Origin of the sequence: Brevibacillus sp. LEMMJ03 (genome assembly GCF_007197875.1) — a bacterium.
In the GTDB taxonomy this organism is placed as follows: domain Bacteria; phylum Bacillota; class Bacilli; order Brevibacillales; family Brevibacillaceae; genus Brevibacillus; species Brevibacillus thermoruber.
The window spans coordinates 317,256-334,963 of sequence record NZ_VKJN01000001.1 but is presented as its reverse complement, the minus strand read 5'-3'; the positions used below and the strand labels follow the sequence as shown (position 1 = coordinate 334,963).

Annotated in this window: 17 protein-coding genes; all 17 read right to left on the bottom strand. The window is 58.7% G+C overall.

Translation table 11 applies throughout. The features are described from left to right. Positions 1 to 25: 25 nt before the first annotated feature. Positions 26 to 2,341 carry a GGDEF domain-containing protein gene (locus tag FOI68_RS01615; protein ID WP_143862137.1) on the bottom strand — a complete coding sequence of 772 codons (2,316 nt, stop codon included), beginning with the start codon at positions 2,339 to 2,341 and terminating at the stop codon, positions 26 to 28. Positions 2,342 to 2,480: 139 nt separating this feature from the next. Beyond that, positions 2,481 to 3,803 carry a diaminopimelate decarboxylase gene (lysA, locus tag FOI68_RS01610; protein WP_029099541.1) on the bottom strand — a complete coding sequence of 441 codons (1,323 nt, stop codon included), beginning with the start codon at positions 3,801 to 3,803 and terminating at the stop codon, positions 2,481 to 2,483. 193 nt (positions 3,804 to 3,996) lie between these two features. Then, positions 3,997 to 5,469 (bottom strand): spore germination protein, encoded by a 1,473-nt coding sequence (locus tag FOI68_RS01605; RefSeq protein WP_044898936.1) that lies wholly within the window; start codon positions 5,467 to 5,469, stop codon positions 3,997 to 3,999. After that, positions 5,396 to 6,037: a stage V sporulation protein SpoVABEA gene (spoVAEA, locus tag FOI68_RS01600; protein ID WP_029099753.1), complete on the bottom strand. Its 642-nt coding sequence runs from the start codon at positions 6,035 to 6,037 to the stop codon at positions 5,396 to 5,398. Before spoVAEA ends, FOI68_RS01605 begins: the two co-directional genes overlap by 74 nt. Positions 6,038 to 6,066: 29 nt before the next feature. After that, positions 6,067 to 6,417, bottom strand: coding sequence for a stage V sporulation protein AE (spoVAE, locus tag FOI68_RS01595; protein WP_143862136.1), 351 nt, complete (start codon positions 6,415 to 6,417; stop codon positions 6,067 to 6,069). Beyond that, a complete protein-coding gene (spoVAD, locus tag FOI68_RS01590; protein WP_029099538.1) occupies positions 6,417 to 7,445 on the bottom strand; it encodes a stage V sporulation protein AD in 1,029 nt (342 codons plus the stop codon). Before spoVAD ends, spoVAE begins: the two co-directional genes overlap by 1 nt. Before the next feature lie 12 nt (positions 7,446 to 7,457). After that, positions 7,458 to 7,937, bottom strand: a complete 480-nt coding sequence (gene spoVAC, locus FOI68_RS01585; RefSeq protein WP_143862135.1) for a stage V sporulation protein AC — start codon at positions 7,935 to 7,937, stop codon at positions 7,458 to 7,460. 115 nt (positions 7,938 to 8,052) lie between these two features. Further along, positions 8,053 to 8,472, bottom strand: coding sequence for a stage V sporulation protein AB (locus FOI68_RS01580; protein ID WP_029099536.1), 420 nt, complete (start codon positions 8,470 to 8,472; stop codon positions 8,053 to 8,055). After that, the gene (locus FOI68_RS01575) at positions 8,469 to 9,083 is read right to left on the bottom strand and encodes a stage V sporulation protein AA (RefSeq protein ID WP_035297879.1); all 615 of its coding nucleotides are present in this window, start codon (positions 9,081 to 9,083) and stop codon (positions 8,469 to 8,471) included. Before FOI68_RS01575 ends, FOI68_RS01580 begins: the two co-directional genes overlap by 4 nt. 112 nt (positions 9,084 to 9,195) lie before the next feature. Further along, positions 9,196 to 9,951, bottom strand: a complete 756-nt coding sequence (sigF, locus tag FOI68_RS01570; protein WP_035297881.1) for an RNA polymerase sporulation sigma factor SigF — start codon at positions 9,949 to 9,951, stop codon at positions 9,196 to 9,198. 11 nt (positions 9,952 to 9,962) lie between these two features. Then, positions 9,963 to 10,409 carry an anti-sigma F factor gene (spoIIAB, locus tag FOI68_RS01565; RefSeq protein ID WP_029099533.1) on the bottom strand — a complete coding sequence of 149 codons (447 nt, stop codon included), beginning with the start codon at positions 10,407 to 10,409 and terminating at the stop codon, positions 9,963 to 9,965. 1 nt (position 10,410) lies between these two features. Continuing rightward, positions 10,411 to 10,761 (bottom strand): anti-sigma F factor antagonist, encoded by a 351-nt coding sequence (gene spoIIAA / locus FOI68_RS01560; RefSeq protein WP_029099532.1) that lies wholly within the window; start codon positions 10,759 to 10,761, stop codon positions 10,411 to 10,413. A 149-nt stretch (positions 10,762 to 10,910) separates the two neighbouring features. Beyond that, a complete protein-coding gene (locus tag FOI68_RS01555) occupies positions 10,911 to 12,101 on the bottom strand; it encodes a D-alanyl-D-alanine carboxypeptidase family protein (RefSeq protein ID WP_044898940.1) in 1,191 nt (396 codons plus the stop codon). 407 nt (positions 12,102 to 12,508) lie between these two features. After that, positions 12,509 to 14,509, bottom strand: a complete 2,001-nt coding sequence (locus tag FOI68_RS01550; RefSeq protein WP_255433308.1) for a methyl-accepting chemotaxis protein — start codon at positions 14,507 to 14,509, stop codon at positions 12,509 to 12,511. Positions 14,510 to 14,805: 296 nt separating this feature from the next. Continuing rightward, complete coding sequence (locus FOI68_RS01545; RefSeq protein WP_035297887.1) at positions 14,806 to 15,765, bottom strand: ABC transporter ATP-binding protein; 960 nt, start codon at positions 15,763 to 15,765, stop codon at positions 14,806 to 14,808. 15 nt (positions 15,766 to 15,780) lie between these two features. Beyond that, positions 15,781 to 16,776 (bottom strand): ABC transporter ATP-binding protein, encoded by a 996-nt coding sequence (locus FOI68_RS01540; RefSeq protein ID WP_044898942.1) that lies wholly within the window; start codon positions 16,774 to 16,776, stop codon positions 15,781 to 15,783. Positions 16,777 to 16,790: 14 nt separating this feature from the next. Then, positions 16,791 to 17,705 carry an ABC transporter permease gene (locus FOI68_RS01535; protein ID WP_035297888.1) on the bottom strand — a complete coding sequence of 305 codons (915 nt, stop codon included), beginning with the start codon at positions 17,703 to 17,705 and terminating at the stop codon, positions 16,791 to 16,793. Positions 17,706 to 17,708 lie beyond the last annotated feature (3 nt).

The following is a 17,708-nucleotide window of genomic DNA, read 5'->3' as shown; positions in this document are numbered from 1 at the left end:
CCATTGCCTCCAGACTTGGGAAGAGTCATAACGCCCCCATTTTACCACGCTGCTCTGCCCGCGTCCAATCTCTTCCGCTGTCATTCGCTTCCGCGCACTCCCTGTCCTGGTCGGAGACAAAGACGGTTCCGGGCCGCTCCTTCGCCAGCCGTTTGACCCATGCCGCCTGCTGCGCGATTTCCTCCACGCTGCCAAACCTGCCGGGAAGCAGGCTGACGCCGGCCATCGACATCGACAGGATCGAGTCGTCGCTGACCCGCCGTTTCTCATAGATGTCGGCGAAGTACGCCCCGAACTGCTCGATCAGAAACGCGACGATCGGTTCCGCACACTCCGGGGTGGTGATGACGATAAAGTCGTCGCCGCCAATGTGGCCGATAAAATCGTGATGAGTGCCAAAGCGCTTCACCCCTTCTTTCAAGAGCGCCGCCGTCCGGACGATGATCTGATCGCCCACTTCGAAGCCGTACCGGTCGTTGAACCACTTGAACCTGTCGAGATCGCAGTAGATGACCGTCTGCGCCTCGTTTCGCCTGAGCCGATGATCCAGCACCCGCTCGATCTGCAGGTTGCCGGGCAGGCCGGTCAGCGGGTTGGCCGATGTAGCCAATTCCAGCTTGATGGAGGCCAATTTGTCCAAGAGACTCTGGACCGTGATGATGCCGACGTATTCCTCCTCCTCGCCGGTGATGATCACCACGTCGTAGAGGTGGTACGCGTCCCGGGCCATCGCCCGTTTGGCCACGTCGTCGATCTTGTCGTCCTTTTTGGCCGTGAGCGGATTGGTGTTCATGATGTGCGAAACGGGACGTTCGTAGTACAGCGGGATGCCGTACGGGCCGCCCAAGATCTTGTAGAGCTGAAAACGCATCACCAGTCCGATCGGCTTGCCGTCTTCCAGGACGACCACACTCTCGATCCGCTGGTTTTGTTCAAAGATGTGATGAACGCGCCGCACCTTGGCGTGTTTGTCGACGCACACCGTCTTGCTCAAAATGTCGGTCATATCGGGCGTCACCCCCAGCGGGATTGGCTCCCTTGCCGTGCGCGTTTCCTGCGCCGTGCGGATCACGTTCATCGCCCGGCCAGAGACCTGCGCCATCCCCCTCGCCGGCCGGCCCAGATAGTAGCCCTGGCCGTAGGGGACACCCAGTTCCATCAGCGTTTCCAGCTCCCGTTCGGTCTCGATCCCTTCGGCGATGATCTTGCACTTGACCTTTTCGGCGAACTGGACGAATGTCTCCAGCAGCGCCTGCTTGATCGAATCCACATCAATGTTGCGAATGAGCGACATGTCCAGTTTGATGTAGTCGGGGTAGATCTCCGTGATGGACTCGAGGCTGGAATACCCGGCCCCCGCGTCATCGACGGCGACCAGATACCCTTTTTTCCGGTATTCTTCGATGATCTTGCGGAACACCGCGTAATTGGTAATCGCGTGCCGCTCCGTGATCTCCAGCACGATGTTGCGGGGATTCAGCCTGTACCGTTCCAACAATCCCAACACGTCCCCCCGCAGCAGATACGGATCGTCAATCGCGCGTGGATCGATATTGATGAACAACTTTTGGCTGGTTTTCAGATAGCGCAGTTGTTCCAACGCCCGTTTGCGGCAGATGTGTTCCAGCCGAAACACCATATCCGTCTCTTCCGCGTAGGAGAACAGCGCCGCCGGGGAGTAAAAGGGCGTGTTCTGCGGCCCCCTGGCTAACGCCTCCCACCCGAGCGGTTCAGCGTCGCGCAGTGAGACGATCGGCATGTAGTGCATGTCGATGTTTTCGTCCTGAAGCAGGCGGTGAAACTGCGTCACATGGGTGTACTTCTCCGAGGTGACGCCGTATTTGGCCATGTGCACAGCATGCTTGACCGAGGTGTACATCTCCTTGACCACGTCAACACCCGGGAAACGGGCATACCCGATGTGGACCCGCAGGTCTTCGCGATGGACAAAACGGACCTGGCGGTTTACCTGCATCTCCATCCGTTCCTGAAAGCTGATCGACATCAGCCGGCACTCTTCCTCTTGAAAACCGGAGGAAAATGAGACGTAGACGGCAAAGTCGTCCCCCCACAGCCTTTGGATCGCCAACACCTTTCCCTTGATCTCAAACACGTCTCGGCAGACCTCGGGCAGCGTCCGCTCAAAAATATGCAGGACCCGCTTGGCGGCCGTGTCCCCGTACCGGTTTTCAATCGCCGTCATTTTGACGATGTCTGCGTAAAACAAAACAACGGCGGCGCCTTTGCCCACCTCCTGTGCAATCATGGATGTAAGGCGGGGGCGCCTGTCCAGGGAAAGGATGGAGAAGCGCTGAAGCCGATTGAGCAACGTCGACCACATGGTGGATCTTTCCTCCTCGCTCCCCAGTATGGCAGGCCACTCTTGAGATCATGTAAACCCACGATTAATAAATGGTGAACAATTCCCCGCCGGGACGCAAAAAGCCTTCCCGATGTCGGGAAGGCTTGAACGCGCTGTCTTATCGCAGCACCTGAGCGCGCTTGGGAAGCAGGTCGTGACGGATCAGATCGGCGAGGCTCTCCCGCTTCACCACCAGTTCCGCTTCGCCGTCTTTGACAAAGACGACCGCGGGGCGCGGGATCCGGTTGTAGTTGTTGGACATGGCGTAGCCGTAGGCGCCGGTGCTGGTGACGGCCAGGATGTCGCCCGCCTGTGCCGGCGGCAGGGTGACATCCCATATCAGCATGTCCCCCGTCTCGCAGCATTTGCCCGCGATGGAGACCTGTTCCGTCGCCGGTTCGTTCATGCGGTTGGCGACAGCCGCCTCGTATTGGGCCTGGTACAGCGCAGGCCGCAGGTTGTCGGTCATCCCGCCGTCCACGGCCAGGTATTTGCGCACGTCGGGAATCTCCTTGCGGGAGCCGATGCGATACAACGTGGTGCCCGCCTCTCCGACGATGCTGCGGCCCGGTTCGATCCACAGCTCCGGCAGCGGGATGTCACGGGCAGTCAGTTCCTGCCGCACGGCTGTCGTGATCGCCTTGACGTACTCCTCCGGCGGAAGCGGCGTGTCGCCCTCCACGTAGCGGATGCCGAAGCCGCCGCCGACGTTCAGCACTTGCGGGAGATAGCCGAACCGGTCCTTTGCTTCTCGCAGCAGTTCCGCCAACCGCTCGACGGCGACGATAAAGCCGTCCGTCTCGAAGATTTGCGAGCCGATGTGGCTGTGTACGCCCAGCAGGTTCAGCCAGGCGCTCTCGTGGGCCTGCTTGATCGCGTCCAGTGCCTGCCCGCTCTTGACGTCAAAGCCGAACTTGGAGTCCTGCTGGCCGGTGGAAATGTATTCGTGTGTATGCGCCTCCACGCCGGGCGTCACGCGCAGGAGCACCGCCACCCTCTCGTTTCGCTCCTCGCCCAACTGCCGGAGGATGTCCAGCTCGTAAAAATTGTCGACGACGAAACAGCCGATGCCGGCATCCAATGCCATGACAATTTCTTCCATTGATTTGTTGTTGCCGTGGAAGTGAATGCGCTCGGCGGGAAACCCGGCCTGCAGGGCGGTGTACAGCTCGCCGCCGGAGACGACGTCGAGAGACAGCCCTTCCTCCTCCACCAGCTTGCACATCGCCATCGTGCAAAACGCCTTGCTCGCATAGGCGACCTGAAAACGGAACCCGGACTGGCGGAACGCCTCCATGTACGCCCGGCATTTGCTGCGAATCAGCGCCTCATCGTACACGTACAGCGGCGTCCCGTACCGGGCAGCCAGCTCGGTGACATCACAGCCGCCGATTTCCAAATGTCCCAATTCGTTTACTCGACTTGTCCCGTGCAAAAACATCCCCAAATCCTCTCCAATCTCCTGCTGCATACCGTGCGGTTGCGTTGTGTCTTTATACAGAAAGGCAACTGAGCGCGATTCGCCAGTTGCCGTATCCACCTAGCATCCGTTAGGCTTACCATTCAATTTACTACAATAAAGTGCGTTTGACAATGGGTCGCGGCTTTTATTGTCAGAAAATTCCCCAACTGGTCTACTGCCGCGAGGAATCGGGGGAGCGGACGATGCTCGGCCGCCTGTTTTTCATCGGCACGGCCATGCGGATGACCACGTCCTTCATCGCCTTGTAGTTGAATGGAATGAACGGCCAGAGGTAGGGCGTATCCAGCGAGCGGGTGAAGGCCAAGCCCACCAGGACGACGGTCAGGCCAAGCATCAGGCCGGTCGTGGAAAAAAAGCCAACCATCAGGATGAGGAAGAGGCGGACCAGCCGATTGGCCTGCCCCAGCTCATAACTGGGGGTGGCGAACATGCCGACTGCGGCCACCGCCAGGTAGAGGATCACTTCGGGCACAAACAGGCCCACCTTGATGGCCACTTCCCCCACCAGAATCGCCGCGAGCAGGCCCATCGCGATCGACAGCGGCTGCGGCGTGTGAATCGCCGCCATCCGCATCAGATCGAGTCCCAATTCCGCCAGGACGAACTGCCCCAGCAGGGGGATTTCCGCCTTTTTCTTGATGCCGATGTAGGCGAGCTGATCCGGTATCATCGAGGGGTGCATCGCCAGAAGCAGCCAGACCGGCAGCAGAAAGACGGAGGCGAAAATCCCGAAAAAGCGCACCCAGCGCAGATAGGCACCGACGACAGGGGTTTGGCGGTACTCCTCGGCGTGCTGGACGTGATGAAAAAAGGTGGCGGGCGTGATCATGACGCTCGGCGACGTGTCCACGTAGACCAGCACGTGCCCCTCCAGCAGGTGGATCGCCGCCACGTCCGGCCGCTCCGTATAGCGGACGAGGGGAAACGGATTAAACGACTTGCCGATGATGAATTCCTCGACGGTTTTCTCCGCCATAGGAATGCCGTCGATCTGGATGTTTTGCAGACGGTGCCGCAGCTTCTGGACCAATTCCTCGTTAGCCACATCCTTGAGGTAGGCGAGGGCCACATCGGTTTTGGTCCGCTCCCCGATCTGCATGATTTCAAAACGCAGCCGCTCGTCGCGAATCCGCCGCCGCGTCAGAACGGTGTTGATCACCAGCGTTTCCGTAAACCCGTCGTGGGCGCCGCGGACGATTCGCTCCGTATCCGGCTCTTCCGGCTGACGGGTGGGCAGCACCTTCGCGTCCATGATGATCGCCTCGGGCGACCGGTCGATGATGATCCCCACTTGGCCGACGAGCAGCTTGTCCAAAAACTCGTCGGTGGTGGACACCTTGGTCAATTGATAGAACGGGATGTACTTGTGGTACAAATGCTCAAGCGCATTGGACTGCATGTCCCGCTCCCTCAAATTGTTCAGGTCGCGCATCACCTGGACGACGATGTCGGAACTGGCAAAGCCGTTTATGTAGTACAGCAGGAGACGTGTGCCGCCCACGGTAAACTCATGCACACCCACGTCAAAACTGATGCCCACCCCCAGCTTTTCATTCAGATACTCCTTGTTCTCTTCCACGCGTTCCGAGATGGGGCGCCGTTTCGTCGCGTCTTTCTGTGCCATGGGAACCGCTCCTTTCCAGTATCCATTTCACCGCAGTCAATGTGACCGGGCACCCCTTGTGCAGATGGTCCCTGCCCTGCATCTTGCCGACGTCACCGATGCCGATGATGTTGGGCACCTGCAGCGCGTTGAGGACGTCCACCGTATCCCCGTAAATGCGGTTTTCCAGCGAGCCGTCGGCAAATCCGTCCTTGTCCACCGCCTCGTCCACGATCCGCCCCCGGTTGTCGACCGAGACCCTTACCGACGCTCCCCTCACCCATTTGGTGTTGGAGGCGACGGCGATGGCGCCCAGGACCTCAATATCGGGATGCCGGACCACGTATTCGATCGCCCGTTCGCCCTGGCCCTGTCCAAAGTCGCCGTTGTCGTCAAACATGACCAGCACCGGATCGGAGGCGGCCATCTTGATCAGTTCCACCATCTGTTCGCCGGACAGGGGCGTGGGATTTCCCGCCGACAGGGAAATGGCGCGGCCGCCGACCTGCCGGGCGACGGTCTCGACCGCTTTTTGCGCGACGTGATCGCCGTCGGTTACCAGAATGACTTTTCGCCGTTGTCCGCCCATGAGGGTCACCGTCCCGCTCACGTCCGTTTTCAGCCTTTGGGTTTGAAGACAAGCGCCGCCAGGAATCCGAAGGCGATCGCTGCGGAGATCCCTGCGCTGGTAACCTCGAATATGCCGGTGACAACGCCGATCAGCCCGTGTTGTTCCGCTTCGCTGATCGCCCCGTGATAAAGCGCGTGGCCAAAGCTGGTGATCGGCACCATGACTCCGGCGCCGGCAAAGTCGATCAACCTGTCGTACACGCCGATAAAGTCCAGGACGACACCCGAGACGACCAGCGTGCTCATGACATGGGCAGGTGTCAGTTTGGCGACGTCCATGAGCAGTTGGCCCACGACGCAGATCAATCCGCCCACCACGAACGCAATGAGGTATTCCATTACGATTCTCCTCCTTCCAACGCCACGGCGTGGGCGATGCACGGGATGGAATTGCCCTGCTGGTAGCTGACCGGGCTGAGCAAAGCGCCGGTGGCGCACACCAGCACTTTTTTCAGCAGCCCTTTGTTCAACTGGTCGACGATGTAGCTGTAGGTGACCACGGCGCTGCTGGCACAGCCGCTGCCGCCCGCGAACACGTCCTGGTCGGGCGAATACACCATCAAGCCGCAGTCGTTGTATACCCCTTCCATGTCATACCCGTCCGTTTGCATCCATTCCTTGACGATGGGATACCCGACCGCGGCCAGGTCGCCCGTGACAATCAAATCGTAATCGCGCGGGGTACGGCCGGTGTCGGAGAAATGCGCCTGCAGGGTGGAGACGGCGGCAGGCGCCATCGCCGATCCCATGTCAAACGGGTCCTTCACGCCCATGTCCACCACTTTGCCGATGGTCGCATAGGTGATGCGCGGCCCGTTTCCGCCGATACCGACCAGTCCCGCCCCCGCCCCCGTCACGGTCCATTGGGCAGAGGGCGGCTTTTGTCCGCCGTATTCGGTCGGATAGCGGTATTGACGCTCGGCCGTCGCGTTGTGGCTGCTGCAGGCGGCGATCGCCCGGTTGACGTAGCCGGCGTTCACCAGCGCCGCCGCGTTCGCCAGGGTGAGCATTGACGTGGAGCAGGCGCCGTACATGCCCAGGAGCGGGATGGCCAACTGCTCCGCCGTAAAGTTGGTTGTAATGTTTTGGTTTAACAGGTCGCCGGCGACGATCACGTCGACATCCTGTTCGGTCAACCCGGCCTTGTCCAGGGCCAACTGCACCGCGTCCTCCATCAATTGGCGCTCCGCATTCTCCCAGCAATCCTGGCCGGCATACATGTCGTCATACACCTTGTCAAAAAACGTCCCCAGCGGCCCTTCCCCTTCCTTGGGCCCGACCGCCGTCGCCGAAGACACAAGCCGCACGTCCCTGGTAAACTGCCAGGTTTGCCGGCTGACCCGGAATTCCGCTGCTTGGCTACCCACCGTTTGTCCTCCTTACGTGAACATCTTCCAGAGTGTCTTCAGGACGCCCGCGACAAAGGCGGCCACCACGCCAAACACGATGACGGAGCCGGCCAGCTTGAACATGTTGCCGCCGACCCCCAGCACAAACCCCTCGCTGCGATGCTCAATCGCGGCCGAGGCGATCGAATTGGCAAACCCGGTCACCGGCACGGCCGAGCCCGCTCCCGCATACTGGCCGATGTTGTCGTAGACGCCCAAGCCGGTCAGCAGCACGGCCAAAAAGATCAGGGTGGCCACGGTCGGATTGCTTGCGGTTTTTTCCGTAAACCCGAAAAAGTTGATATAGATGTTCTGCAAGATTTGTCCCAAGAGGCAGATCGCCCCGCCTACCCAAAAGGCGCGCAGCGAGTTGAGCAGGACGTTTCGCTTCGGCTGGTATTTGGCCGCCTGCTGCTGATACAGTTGCTTCGTCATGGGCATCGATTTGGACGTTTTCGTCTTGGTCCCCATCTTGTTCACTCCTTCTGATCATAGGTGCCGCCGGTCCTGCCACCGTATGCATATGGTTCATCCATATGGTTCCTGTTTCTATTCACTTCTATGAATGGCTGTATTTTCCACGCGATTACAAGCGAAGCAGCCACTGCAGGAGCGAACCGCCGATCTTTCCAAAAACCATCGCCATCAGCAGGACGATCAGCTTTTCGTCCACGTTCAGCCTTTTCGCCAAAATCGGAAACACGTTCAGCACTTCGGTCAATCCCGCCGCCAGCGTGCCCACGAACACACCGGCCAAGAGGCCGTACAGAGAGGTGGTCACCAGCGGCAGACGGGCCACCCATTGAAAAAAGTCAGCCATCGTAAAAAAGAGGGCCCCGGCCACCAGCGCCCATTCCAGCGCCCGTATGTGGCGGTGGGCATTGGTCAACTGCGTCAGACGCGGAATGATGTCCAGCACGGTGATAAAGGCGACGAATCCGCTGCCGACAGCCACTCCCCCTCCCAGTCCGATCAGCACCAGCAGCAGATACTGCCAGGCGTTCATGATTTGGTCCGCTCGTTTTCCTTGTTTTCGTGCTGGATGTAATACTGGTCCAGGCTTTGCTGATACATGAACAGCTCCACCTCCAGCGGACTGGGTTCTTCCGTGATCCGTTTTTTAAACAAGTGATTAAAAAACAGCACCATCCCCAGTCCGATCCCGATCGAATAGGGGATTTGCAGCCACAGCGGCTGCTCGCTTGCCTGCCCGGTAATCAGGTAGTGGATCCGCTGATGGACCTGAAGCATGCTCACGTCCGTATGAAAGTTCATGATCGCGAGACCCGACCCGACGAACAGCAGCAGCCATACCGCGGCTACCAGCACCGGTTTGGGTCGTTTCCGCGGGTTGAGCACTTCCACGATGATCTGCGTCGATCCCTGAATCTCCAGACTGGCTTCCGGATAGGCGGTCCGGATCTTGCGAATCACCTGCATGATATCGATGATGATCAAATCGCCGTCTTCCGGCCGGACGCGATAGACAGGCATCCTCGCCAATGCCGCCTCCCGCTCCCCGTCCCAATAGAGCTGGCAGATGTCTCCCAGGGTGATCACCGCCTGCGGTTTGACAGACAACCGTTTTCGCAGTCGCAGAAACAAAGGTTCTTGCACGTCAACCCCTCCTTTGTGCCCTGCCGATCTTCCGCTAGTATGCGCCGTTTGCCGGCCCGGTCATGCAGTTAGGGAAAACGTTTGTGCGGCCACAAAAAAAGACCAGACGAGCTTACTGCTCAATCTGGTCCTTGATCGTCTGCAAAATGCGCTTTTCCAGCCTCGATACCTGCACTTGCGAGATGCCCAGCCGCTCTGCCACTTCCGATTGGGTCTGGTCCTTGTAGTAGCGCAGATAGACAATGAGCTGCTCCCGCTCGTTCAGCCGGCTGATGGCGTCCTTCAGAGCGATTTTTTCAAACCATCGGTTGACGCCGTCGTCGGCAATCTGGTCAATCAGCGTAATCGGATCGCCGTCGTTTTCAAACACCGTTTCGTGAATCGACGACGGCGCCCTGCTCGCTTCCTGGGCCAGCACCACCTCTTCCGGCGTGATGCCCACCGCCTCCGCCACTTCCGAAATGGTCGGCGACCGGCCGTACACTTTGTACAGCTCGTCTTTTGTCCGCCGCACCTTGTTGGCCGTCTCCTTGAGCGAGCGGCTCACCTTGACCGTCCCGTCGTCGCGCAAAAACCGCTGAATTTCCCCGATGATCATCGGCACGGCGTACGTGGAAAATTTGACGTCGTACGCCAGGTCAAACTTGTCCACGGCTTTCAGCAGGCCGATGCATCCGATCTGGAACAGGTCGTCCGCCTCGTAGCCGCGGTTGATAAAGCGCTGGACGACAGACCACACCAGCCGGATGTTGCTGTTGACGAGAAGCTCGCGGGCCTCGGCATCTCCATTCTGGCTTTTGGCAATCAATTCTTTTACTTGATCATTGGTCAGAAAGGGCTGACTGGCATTTTTGATATCGGCACCCATTGGCACTACCCCTAATTTTGCAAGGCTTTGGCACACGAAAGGCGTTTGGTCAGGCGAACGGTGGTTCCTTTTCCGACGGCTGTCACCACCTCCAGCGTGTCCATGAAATTTTCCATGATGGTAAAGCCCATGCCGGAGCGTTCCAGTTCCGGCTTGCTGGTGTAGAGCGGCTGCATGGCCAGATCGACGTCCTCGATGCCTTTACCTTGGTCTTCCACCACCAAATCGACCAGGCCGTCTTCGATGCTGACGGAGATGCGGACCACGCCTTCCGCGTTTTCGTCGTACCCGTGAATGATCGCGTTGGTAACCGCTTCGGACACAACCGTTTTGATTTCTTCCAACTCCTCGACCGTCACATCCAACTGCGAGATGAACGATGCGACGGCCACGCGGGCAAACGCCTCGTTTTGGCTCAGTGCGGCAAACGACACCGTCATGAAATTGCGCTTGGTCATCTTACGCCACCCCCAGTACGTGCAGCGCTTCCGCTTCGCTTTCGCGGAACTTGATCACCTTGAACAGGCCCGACATCTCAAAAATCCGGTAGATGGTCGGATTGATCGAACACACGACCATTTCGCCGGAGCGGGCGGAAATCTGCTTGTATCGGCCGAGAATGACTCCGATGCCAGAGCTGTCCATAAACGCCAAATCGGCCAGACTGAGTACGATGTGGCGTATATGCGGATTGCGCAGGATCTCATCCACTTTGCTGCGCAGTTCTTCCGCCGTGTGGTGATCCAGTTCTCCCTGCAAACGGACGACCAGCACGTCCTGCTTGGTTTCCGTGGCGATGCGTAGACTCATGGCTGACACACTCTCCTTCATCCCGTAGTTCTCTCTCTTTTCTTCCAGGCCCGTTCCATTTCCTGCCAGGCGACAAAAGAACAAAAAAATCGAGCAGCCGAAGGTCACATTCGTGGCAACTCGATTCTTTTCGCGATCGTGATGTCTGTTCAGTAGCCAATCAAGACGTGTTTTGTGGTTCGCTTGAGAATCTCCCACATGCCTGCCTTCTCTATCGATTGCTCCGGATAGAGATCAATTCGGCTCACTTCTTTGCCTTCCTTGGTTCGGATGAAGATGTGACCGACAATCTGGTCCTTGCTGACGGGCGCATACACCGTCGGATTCAAGACGACCTCCCTGGTGAAGTGATCAGGCGATTCGCCCCGCTTCATCAGCAGACTGACCGCTTGCGGCGTGATGACGTTCACCTGCGGATGCTTTCCCTTGTCCACGGTGATCGGCTGCACCACTTCTCCCTTTTTGTAGACCGGCTGCACCTGGAAGTGGGTAAACGCGTAGGTGAACAGCGTGGACACTTCCGCGTTGCGCGTCTTGGTGTCGGGTTCTCCCATCACGACGGCGATGACCCGCATGTTGTTGCGCTTGGCGGTTGCCGTCAGACAGTATTTGGCTTCGCTGGTGTAGCCCGTCTTCAGTCCGTCCACCCCTTCGTAAAACCGGACGAGACGGTTGGTGTTGACGAGCCAGAACGGATTGTCCGAGTCTTTTCGCAGATAGTCCTGATAGGTCCCGGTATATTTGGTGATCAGTTCATGTTTCAACAGCTCGCGGGACATGATCGCAATGTCCATCGCCGAGGAGTAATGATCGGGGGCCGGCAGGCCGTTGGAGTTCACAAAATGCGTATTCTTCATGCCGAGCTGCTTGGCTCGCTCGTTCATCCGGGCCACAAACGCCTCTTCCGTGCCGCCCAGATGCTCTGCCATGGCGACGGAGGCGTCATTGCCGGACGCGATCGCGATGCCCTTGATCATGTCATCGACAGTCATTTCTTCCCCGGGCTGCAAAAAAATTTGCGAGCCCCCCATCGACGCCGCCCGTTCGCTGGTGCGAACCTTGTCGGTAAGCTTGATCTCGCCCCGATCCAGCGCTTCCATGATCAGAAGCAGGGTCATCACTTTGGTGATGCTGGCGGGAGGCAGTTTTTCATGCGCGTTCTTCTCGAACAAAACGGTTCCCGTATCCGCTTCCATCAAGATGGCGGACGTCGCGCGCGGCGCGAAGTTCATCTCCTTTTGATCGGGTGCGGGCTTTTCGTTGGCAGCCACCGCCATCGGAGAAAAGAAAGCAACACATGTGACGAACACACACAAACCCAGATACAGCGTCCTTTTCATAGCATCCCCTTCCCTCCATTCATGGTTTTATTCTCACCAATCGGACAGGAAAATATTCACAAGGGGGAAAACGGCGTTTCGGCACAAAAAAATCCCCCTTCGCCTGGGCGAAAGGGGGCCGCAGATTGCGGACAAACCGATTGTATCGAAGGAGAAGCATGTTTCCAGCAGAGCGACTTGTGAGCCCTACCGAGCGGAGCATCGATTTGCGGGAAAAAGGAGCGCCACCTCTGAAGGGGCTTCGTAGCGATGCTACTTTGGCGATCCCCCGCAAATCGGTGCGGAGCGTGCAGTCTATGCGTCCCTGCTGGGCGAGCATGGAGCGGATGCCGGAAACGTGCTTCTCCCCCCCAGCAGTCTTTGTCTGCACACTAAGCCCCCTTCGCCTGGACGAAAGGGGGCCGCATTCAGATGACAAACTTGCGAACGTTGTCGGACAATTCGTCTGCCAGTGTTTTCAGTTGTTCCACATTTTCGCTGATTCGCGCGATAGCGTTCAGTTGTTCGTCGACCGTTTCCACGACGCCGCTCAGGGACTGGTTGATCTCGTCCGACATGGCGGAGAGCCGGTGCATCGAGCTGGTTACCACCTGGTTGCCGGCGGCCATCTCTTCCGAAGCGGCCGACATCGCTTCGCTCTGCTCCGCCGCCGACTGGATGTCGGAGACGATGTGCTGGAAGGCGACGCCCACCGACTCCACGGACTGCAGTCCGTCGCCGACCATCGCGACGATCTCGTCCATGTGGGTGCTCATGCCCATCGCGTCGTCGTTGATCGAATGGGCGATGGAGGCGATGCGTTCGGAGAAGGCGCTGCTCTCTTCCGCCAGCTTCCGCACTTCGCTGGCGACGACGGAAAAGCCGCGTCCCGCCTCGCCGGCGCGAGCTGCCTCGATTGCCGCATTGAGCGCCAGCAGGTTGGTCTGCGAGGCGATGCTTCTGATCATCTCCACGATGCTGGTGATCTGGCGGGCCCGGTCGCGCAGGCCATGCATCTGCCGGGCCGTCCGCTCCACTTCACCGGTCGCCTGCCGGACTGTGGAGATGACATTTTTCACCAGTTCCATCCCGTCCTGAGCCCGCTCGAAGGTGCGTGTCGTGGCCAGCGTCGTCGATTCAGCCGCTACCGCCACTTGTTCCACCCCTTGGGAAATCTCCGATACGGTTCGGACGGCCGCCGCCACCTCGCCCGTTTGCAGGGAGACCCGCTCGGAAATGGTGGTGACGTTTTCCGTAATGAGCTGAATGGCCCCTTTGTTTTGCTGCGCAAAGACCGACAGCTCGTCGGCAGCCGCGTTCAATCGGGCGGCTTGTCCCTGCACGAGGGAGATCAGCGTGCGCAGTTCCGCCACCATTTCGTTCATTTTTCGTCCCACCATGGCCAGTTCGTCGCTGCCTTTGACTTCGACCTCCACGTCAAACCGTCCGGCACCGATGCGCTCCATGTCCTGGGCGATGGCGTACAGCGACTGGCGGATGCGCTTGGCGAACCACCAGATCAGCAGGGCCGACAGGGCAATGACGGGAAGGCTGATCAGGGCGAAGTAGAGCCCCATGCCGTTTACGTCGCCGTACACCTCGTCGGTGCCGGTGGTCAGGACGACACTCCAGCCGAGCGACGGGATGGGCGCCAGCGCTGCGAAGGAGTCCGTCCCGTCCGCTTCGTACAGCAGGCTGCTGCTTTGCTTTTGTCCTGCCAGCTCGAGCATCTCCTCGTAGTCGCCATTTTCGGCCAACGAAAGCTTTCCGTTGTGTTCGCGGTCGTGGTGGGCGATCACCAGCCCGTCCGGCCGCACCACAAACGCGTACCCGGCCTGCATGAACGGAATCGACTCTACTTTGCTGACGATCGGCTCAATCGTAAAGCCGACCACCAGCACGCGGGAGGTATCCTTGTTTTTCTCGCCGACCGGCGCGGCGAGGTAGAGATAGCTTCTGTCGCTGCCCTGCACGATCTCTTCATCCGAGATGACTGGGGCCGCTGTCGAGACGGCCTGTTGAACGAACTTCTTCTGCTTGAAATCAGTCTCGCTTCGCCCCGTAAGCGAGTACAGTGCTTTTCCGCTGGCCGTATCCACCAGGTAGATTTTCGCAATCTCCTTGTGACTTTGACGCAGCAGATGGAACTGCTCCATGATCAGCGGCTCCATCTCCGTCGTCATTACGCGCTTGGACGCCGTATCCAGCGTAGAGTTCATCATGTCCTGAATCCAGTCTTCCATGCTGGCGGCATGCTGTTCCGCCAGCATTTTCGCCTGGGCGGACGTGATCCCGATCAGCGTCGACTTGGAAAGGGACAGCGCTATGTATTGAAGGGAACCAATAATGACCAAAACAAGAATAATGCCAAACGCAATCATTTGGGTGGCGAGGGACCCTTGGAGCTGTTCCTTCAGCGACCCCAGCACCCGGGGCGCATCACGCAGCCAACTCAGAGACTTTCCCTTTCCTCCAAAACGTATTCCTCGAATTCCTCGAAAACGCATTTCTCGAAAACGCGGCAGTCGTATTTTCCGCATGAGCAACAGCCCCCTTTTTCAATCAGCAGCTCCATATTATGCCAGGCAGGCGGTAAAGAAAAAAGCCTCCACGAACACGTTCAGGGTGTGATACCCGGTCGTTTCGCAGAGGCCACATTGTGCAGTGTTGTCAGGAAAAACAGGATTCCCAATCGGATTGATCGGGAATACCTGTCCTCGCGTTTCTAGTTGTATAAATGGCAGGCCGCGAAATGGCCCGGTTCCACTTCTTTCCAAACCGGCTCGACAGCGGCGCATTCCGGCATCGCCTTCGGGCAGCGGGTGCGGAAATGGCAGCCGCTCGGCGGATTCATCGGACTGGGCACGTCGCCCTGCAGGACGATGCGCTCCCGTTTGCGCTCCACTTCCGGGTCCGGAATCGGGATGGCCGACAGCAGCGCCTGGGTGTACGGATGGAGCGGTTTTTCGTAGAGCTTCTCACTATCGGCCAGCTCCACCATTTTGCCAAGGTACATGACGGCGACGCGGTCGGAGATGTACTTCACCATCGACAGGTCGTGGGCGATGAACATGTAGGTCAGGCCCATCTTTTCCTGAAGCTGCTGCAGCAGATTGACCACCTGTGCCTGCACCGACACGTCCAGCGCGGAGATCGGCTCGTCGCAGACGATAAACTTCGGCTCGACGGCCAATGCGCGGGCAATCCCGATCCGCTGGCGCTGGCCGCCGGAGAATTCGTGCGGGAACCGGTTCATGTGCTCCGGGTTCAGGCTGACCAGCGAAAGCAGCTCCTGGATTCGTTCCTTGCGCTTCTGGCCGGATGCCAGGCCGTGAATGTCCAGCGCCTCTCCGATGATGTCGCCCACCGTCATCCGCGGGTTGAGCGACGCGTACGGATCCTGGAAAATCATCTGCATGTTGCGGCGCATCGCTTTCATTTCCTGATGGTTCAGCTTCATCACGCTTTGGCCTTCAAACAGGACGTCGCCTGCCGTAGGCTCGTACAAACGAAGGATGGTACGGCCGGCCGTGGACTTGCCGCAGCCGGACTCCCCTACCACGCCGAGCGTTTCGCCGCGCTTGATCTCAAATGACAGATCGTTTACGGCTTTCAGGGTATTGTCACCGATCTTGAAAAATTTTTTCAGGTTGCGCACTTCAATCAGCGTATCGCGTTTCTCCACTGGTTACCCCTCCTCTTACGATCCTGCGCGGTTTTGCGCCAGCGGGTGCTGCAGCCAGCAGGCGGCGCGCTGCGTCGAGCTGATTTCTTTCAGTTCAGGATCGTACTCCTGGCAGACGCGCATGGCCGATTCGCAGCGGGCGGTAAATCCGCAGCCGACAGGAGGACGAAGCAGGTCCGGCGGAGTGCCGAAAATCGGCGTAAGCGGCTCGTCGCGTTTCAGGTCCAGGCGCGGAACGGAGCGCAGCAGCCCTTTGGTGTACGGATGCTGCGGGTTGTAGAAGATGTCGTCGACCGTTCCCGTCTCAATCACCTTGCCGGCGTACATGACGATGACGCGGTCGCACATCTCGGCCACGACACCCAGGTCGTGCGTGATCAGGATGATGGACGTGCCCGTCTTTTTCTGCAGGTCTTTCATCAGGTCCAAAATCTGCGCTTGAATCGTCACGTCCAGCGCCGTGGTCGGTTCGTCCGCAATCAGCAGCTTGGGCGAACAAGCGAGCGCAATGGCGATCATGGCGCGCTGCCGCATCCCCCCGGAAAATTCGTGCGGATACTGGTCTACGCGCTTTTCCGGCTGCGGGATGCCGACCATGGTCAAGAGTTCGATGGCACGCGCACGGGCGGCGGCGCGCGTCATCTTTTGGTGCTTGATCAACCCTTCCATAATCTGGTTGCCGACCGTCAGCGTCGGGTTCAGCGAGGTCATCGGGTCCTGGAAAATCATCCCGATTTCCTTGCCGCGAATCGCTTCCATCTCTTTGTTCGACTTCTTGACGATGCTCTGGCCGTTAAAGATGATATCCCCTTTTTTGATTTCACCCGGCGGCATGGGAATCAGTTTCATCAGGGTCTGCGCCGTCACGGACTTGCCGCAGCCGGACTCCCCTACGATCGCGACCGCTTCCCCCTTGTTTACGTGAAAGTTCACGCCGCGTACCGCTTTTACTTCCCCCGCGTACGTGTGGAAGGAGACATGTAGGTCTTTCACTTCAAGAATGCGTTCCATTGCGATGATCCCTCCTATTTGCGCAAGCGTGGGTCTACGGCGTCGCGCAGACCGTCACCGAACAGGTTAAATGCCAACATCGTAACGGAGATGAAGAGGGCCGGGAACATCAGCCGCCACGGATAGTACTTCATCGCCGCCAAGCCTTCGGACGACATCGTGCCCCACGATGCGACCGGCGCGGAAACCCCCAATCCGATGAAGGAAAGGAACGACTCGGTAAAGATCGCGGTCGGAACGGTCAAGCTCAACGTCACGATAATCGGCCCCAGCGCGTTGGGGATCAGGTGCTTGAAGATCAGACGGTTGTTGTCCGCACCGAGGGAACGGGCGGCCAGGACAAACTCCTGTGCTTTCAACTGGAGGATCTGTCCGCGGACAATCCGCGCCATCCCGATCCAGCCGGTAATGGTCAGGGCGATGATGATCGTCACAACCCCCTGCTCCATCACCACCATGAGCAGAATGACCACCAGCAGGTACGGAATCGCGTACAGAATATCGGCAATGCGCATCATGATTTCATCCACTTTGCCGCCGTAGAAACCGGCAATGCCGCCCCAGATCATCCCGATGATCAAGTCGATGAGGGCTGCGGCAAACCCTACTTCCAGCGAGATGCGGGCACCGTACCAGACGCGGACGAACACGTCACGCCCCAAGTCGTCGGTCCCAAACCAGTGTTCGGCCGACGGCGGTTTGTTCTTGCCGGCCAGGTTGGTCGTATAATAGTCGTGGGAACTGAAGATCGGGATGAAAATGGCACAGGCGACCAGCAGCAGGATAAAGATCAGGGAGGCCATGGCCACCTTGTTCATTTTCAGCCGGCGCCAGACGTCCGCCCAGAAAGAGAGGCTGGGACGCTTGATTTCCTCCGCCTGGCGAAGGTCGACGGATATTGGCTCGAAATGCTCTTTCGTCAGTTGCATGAA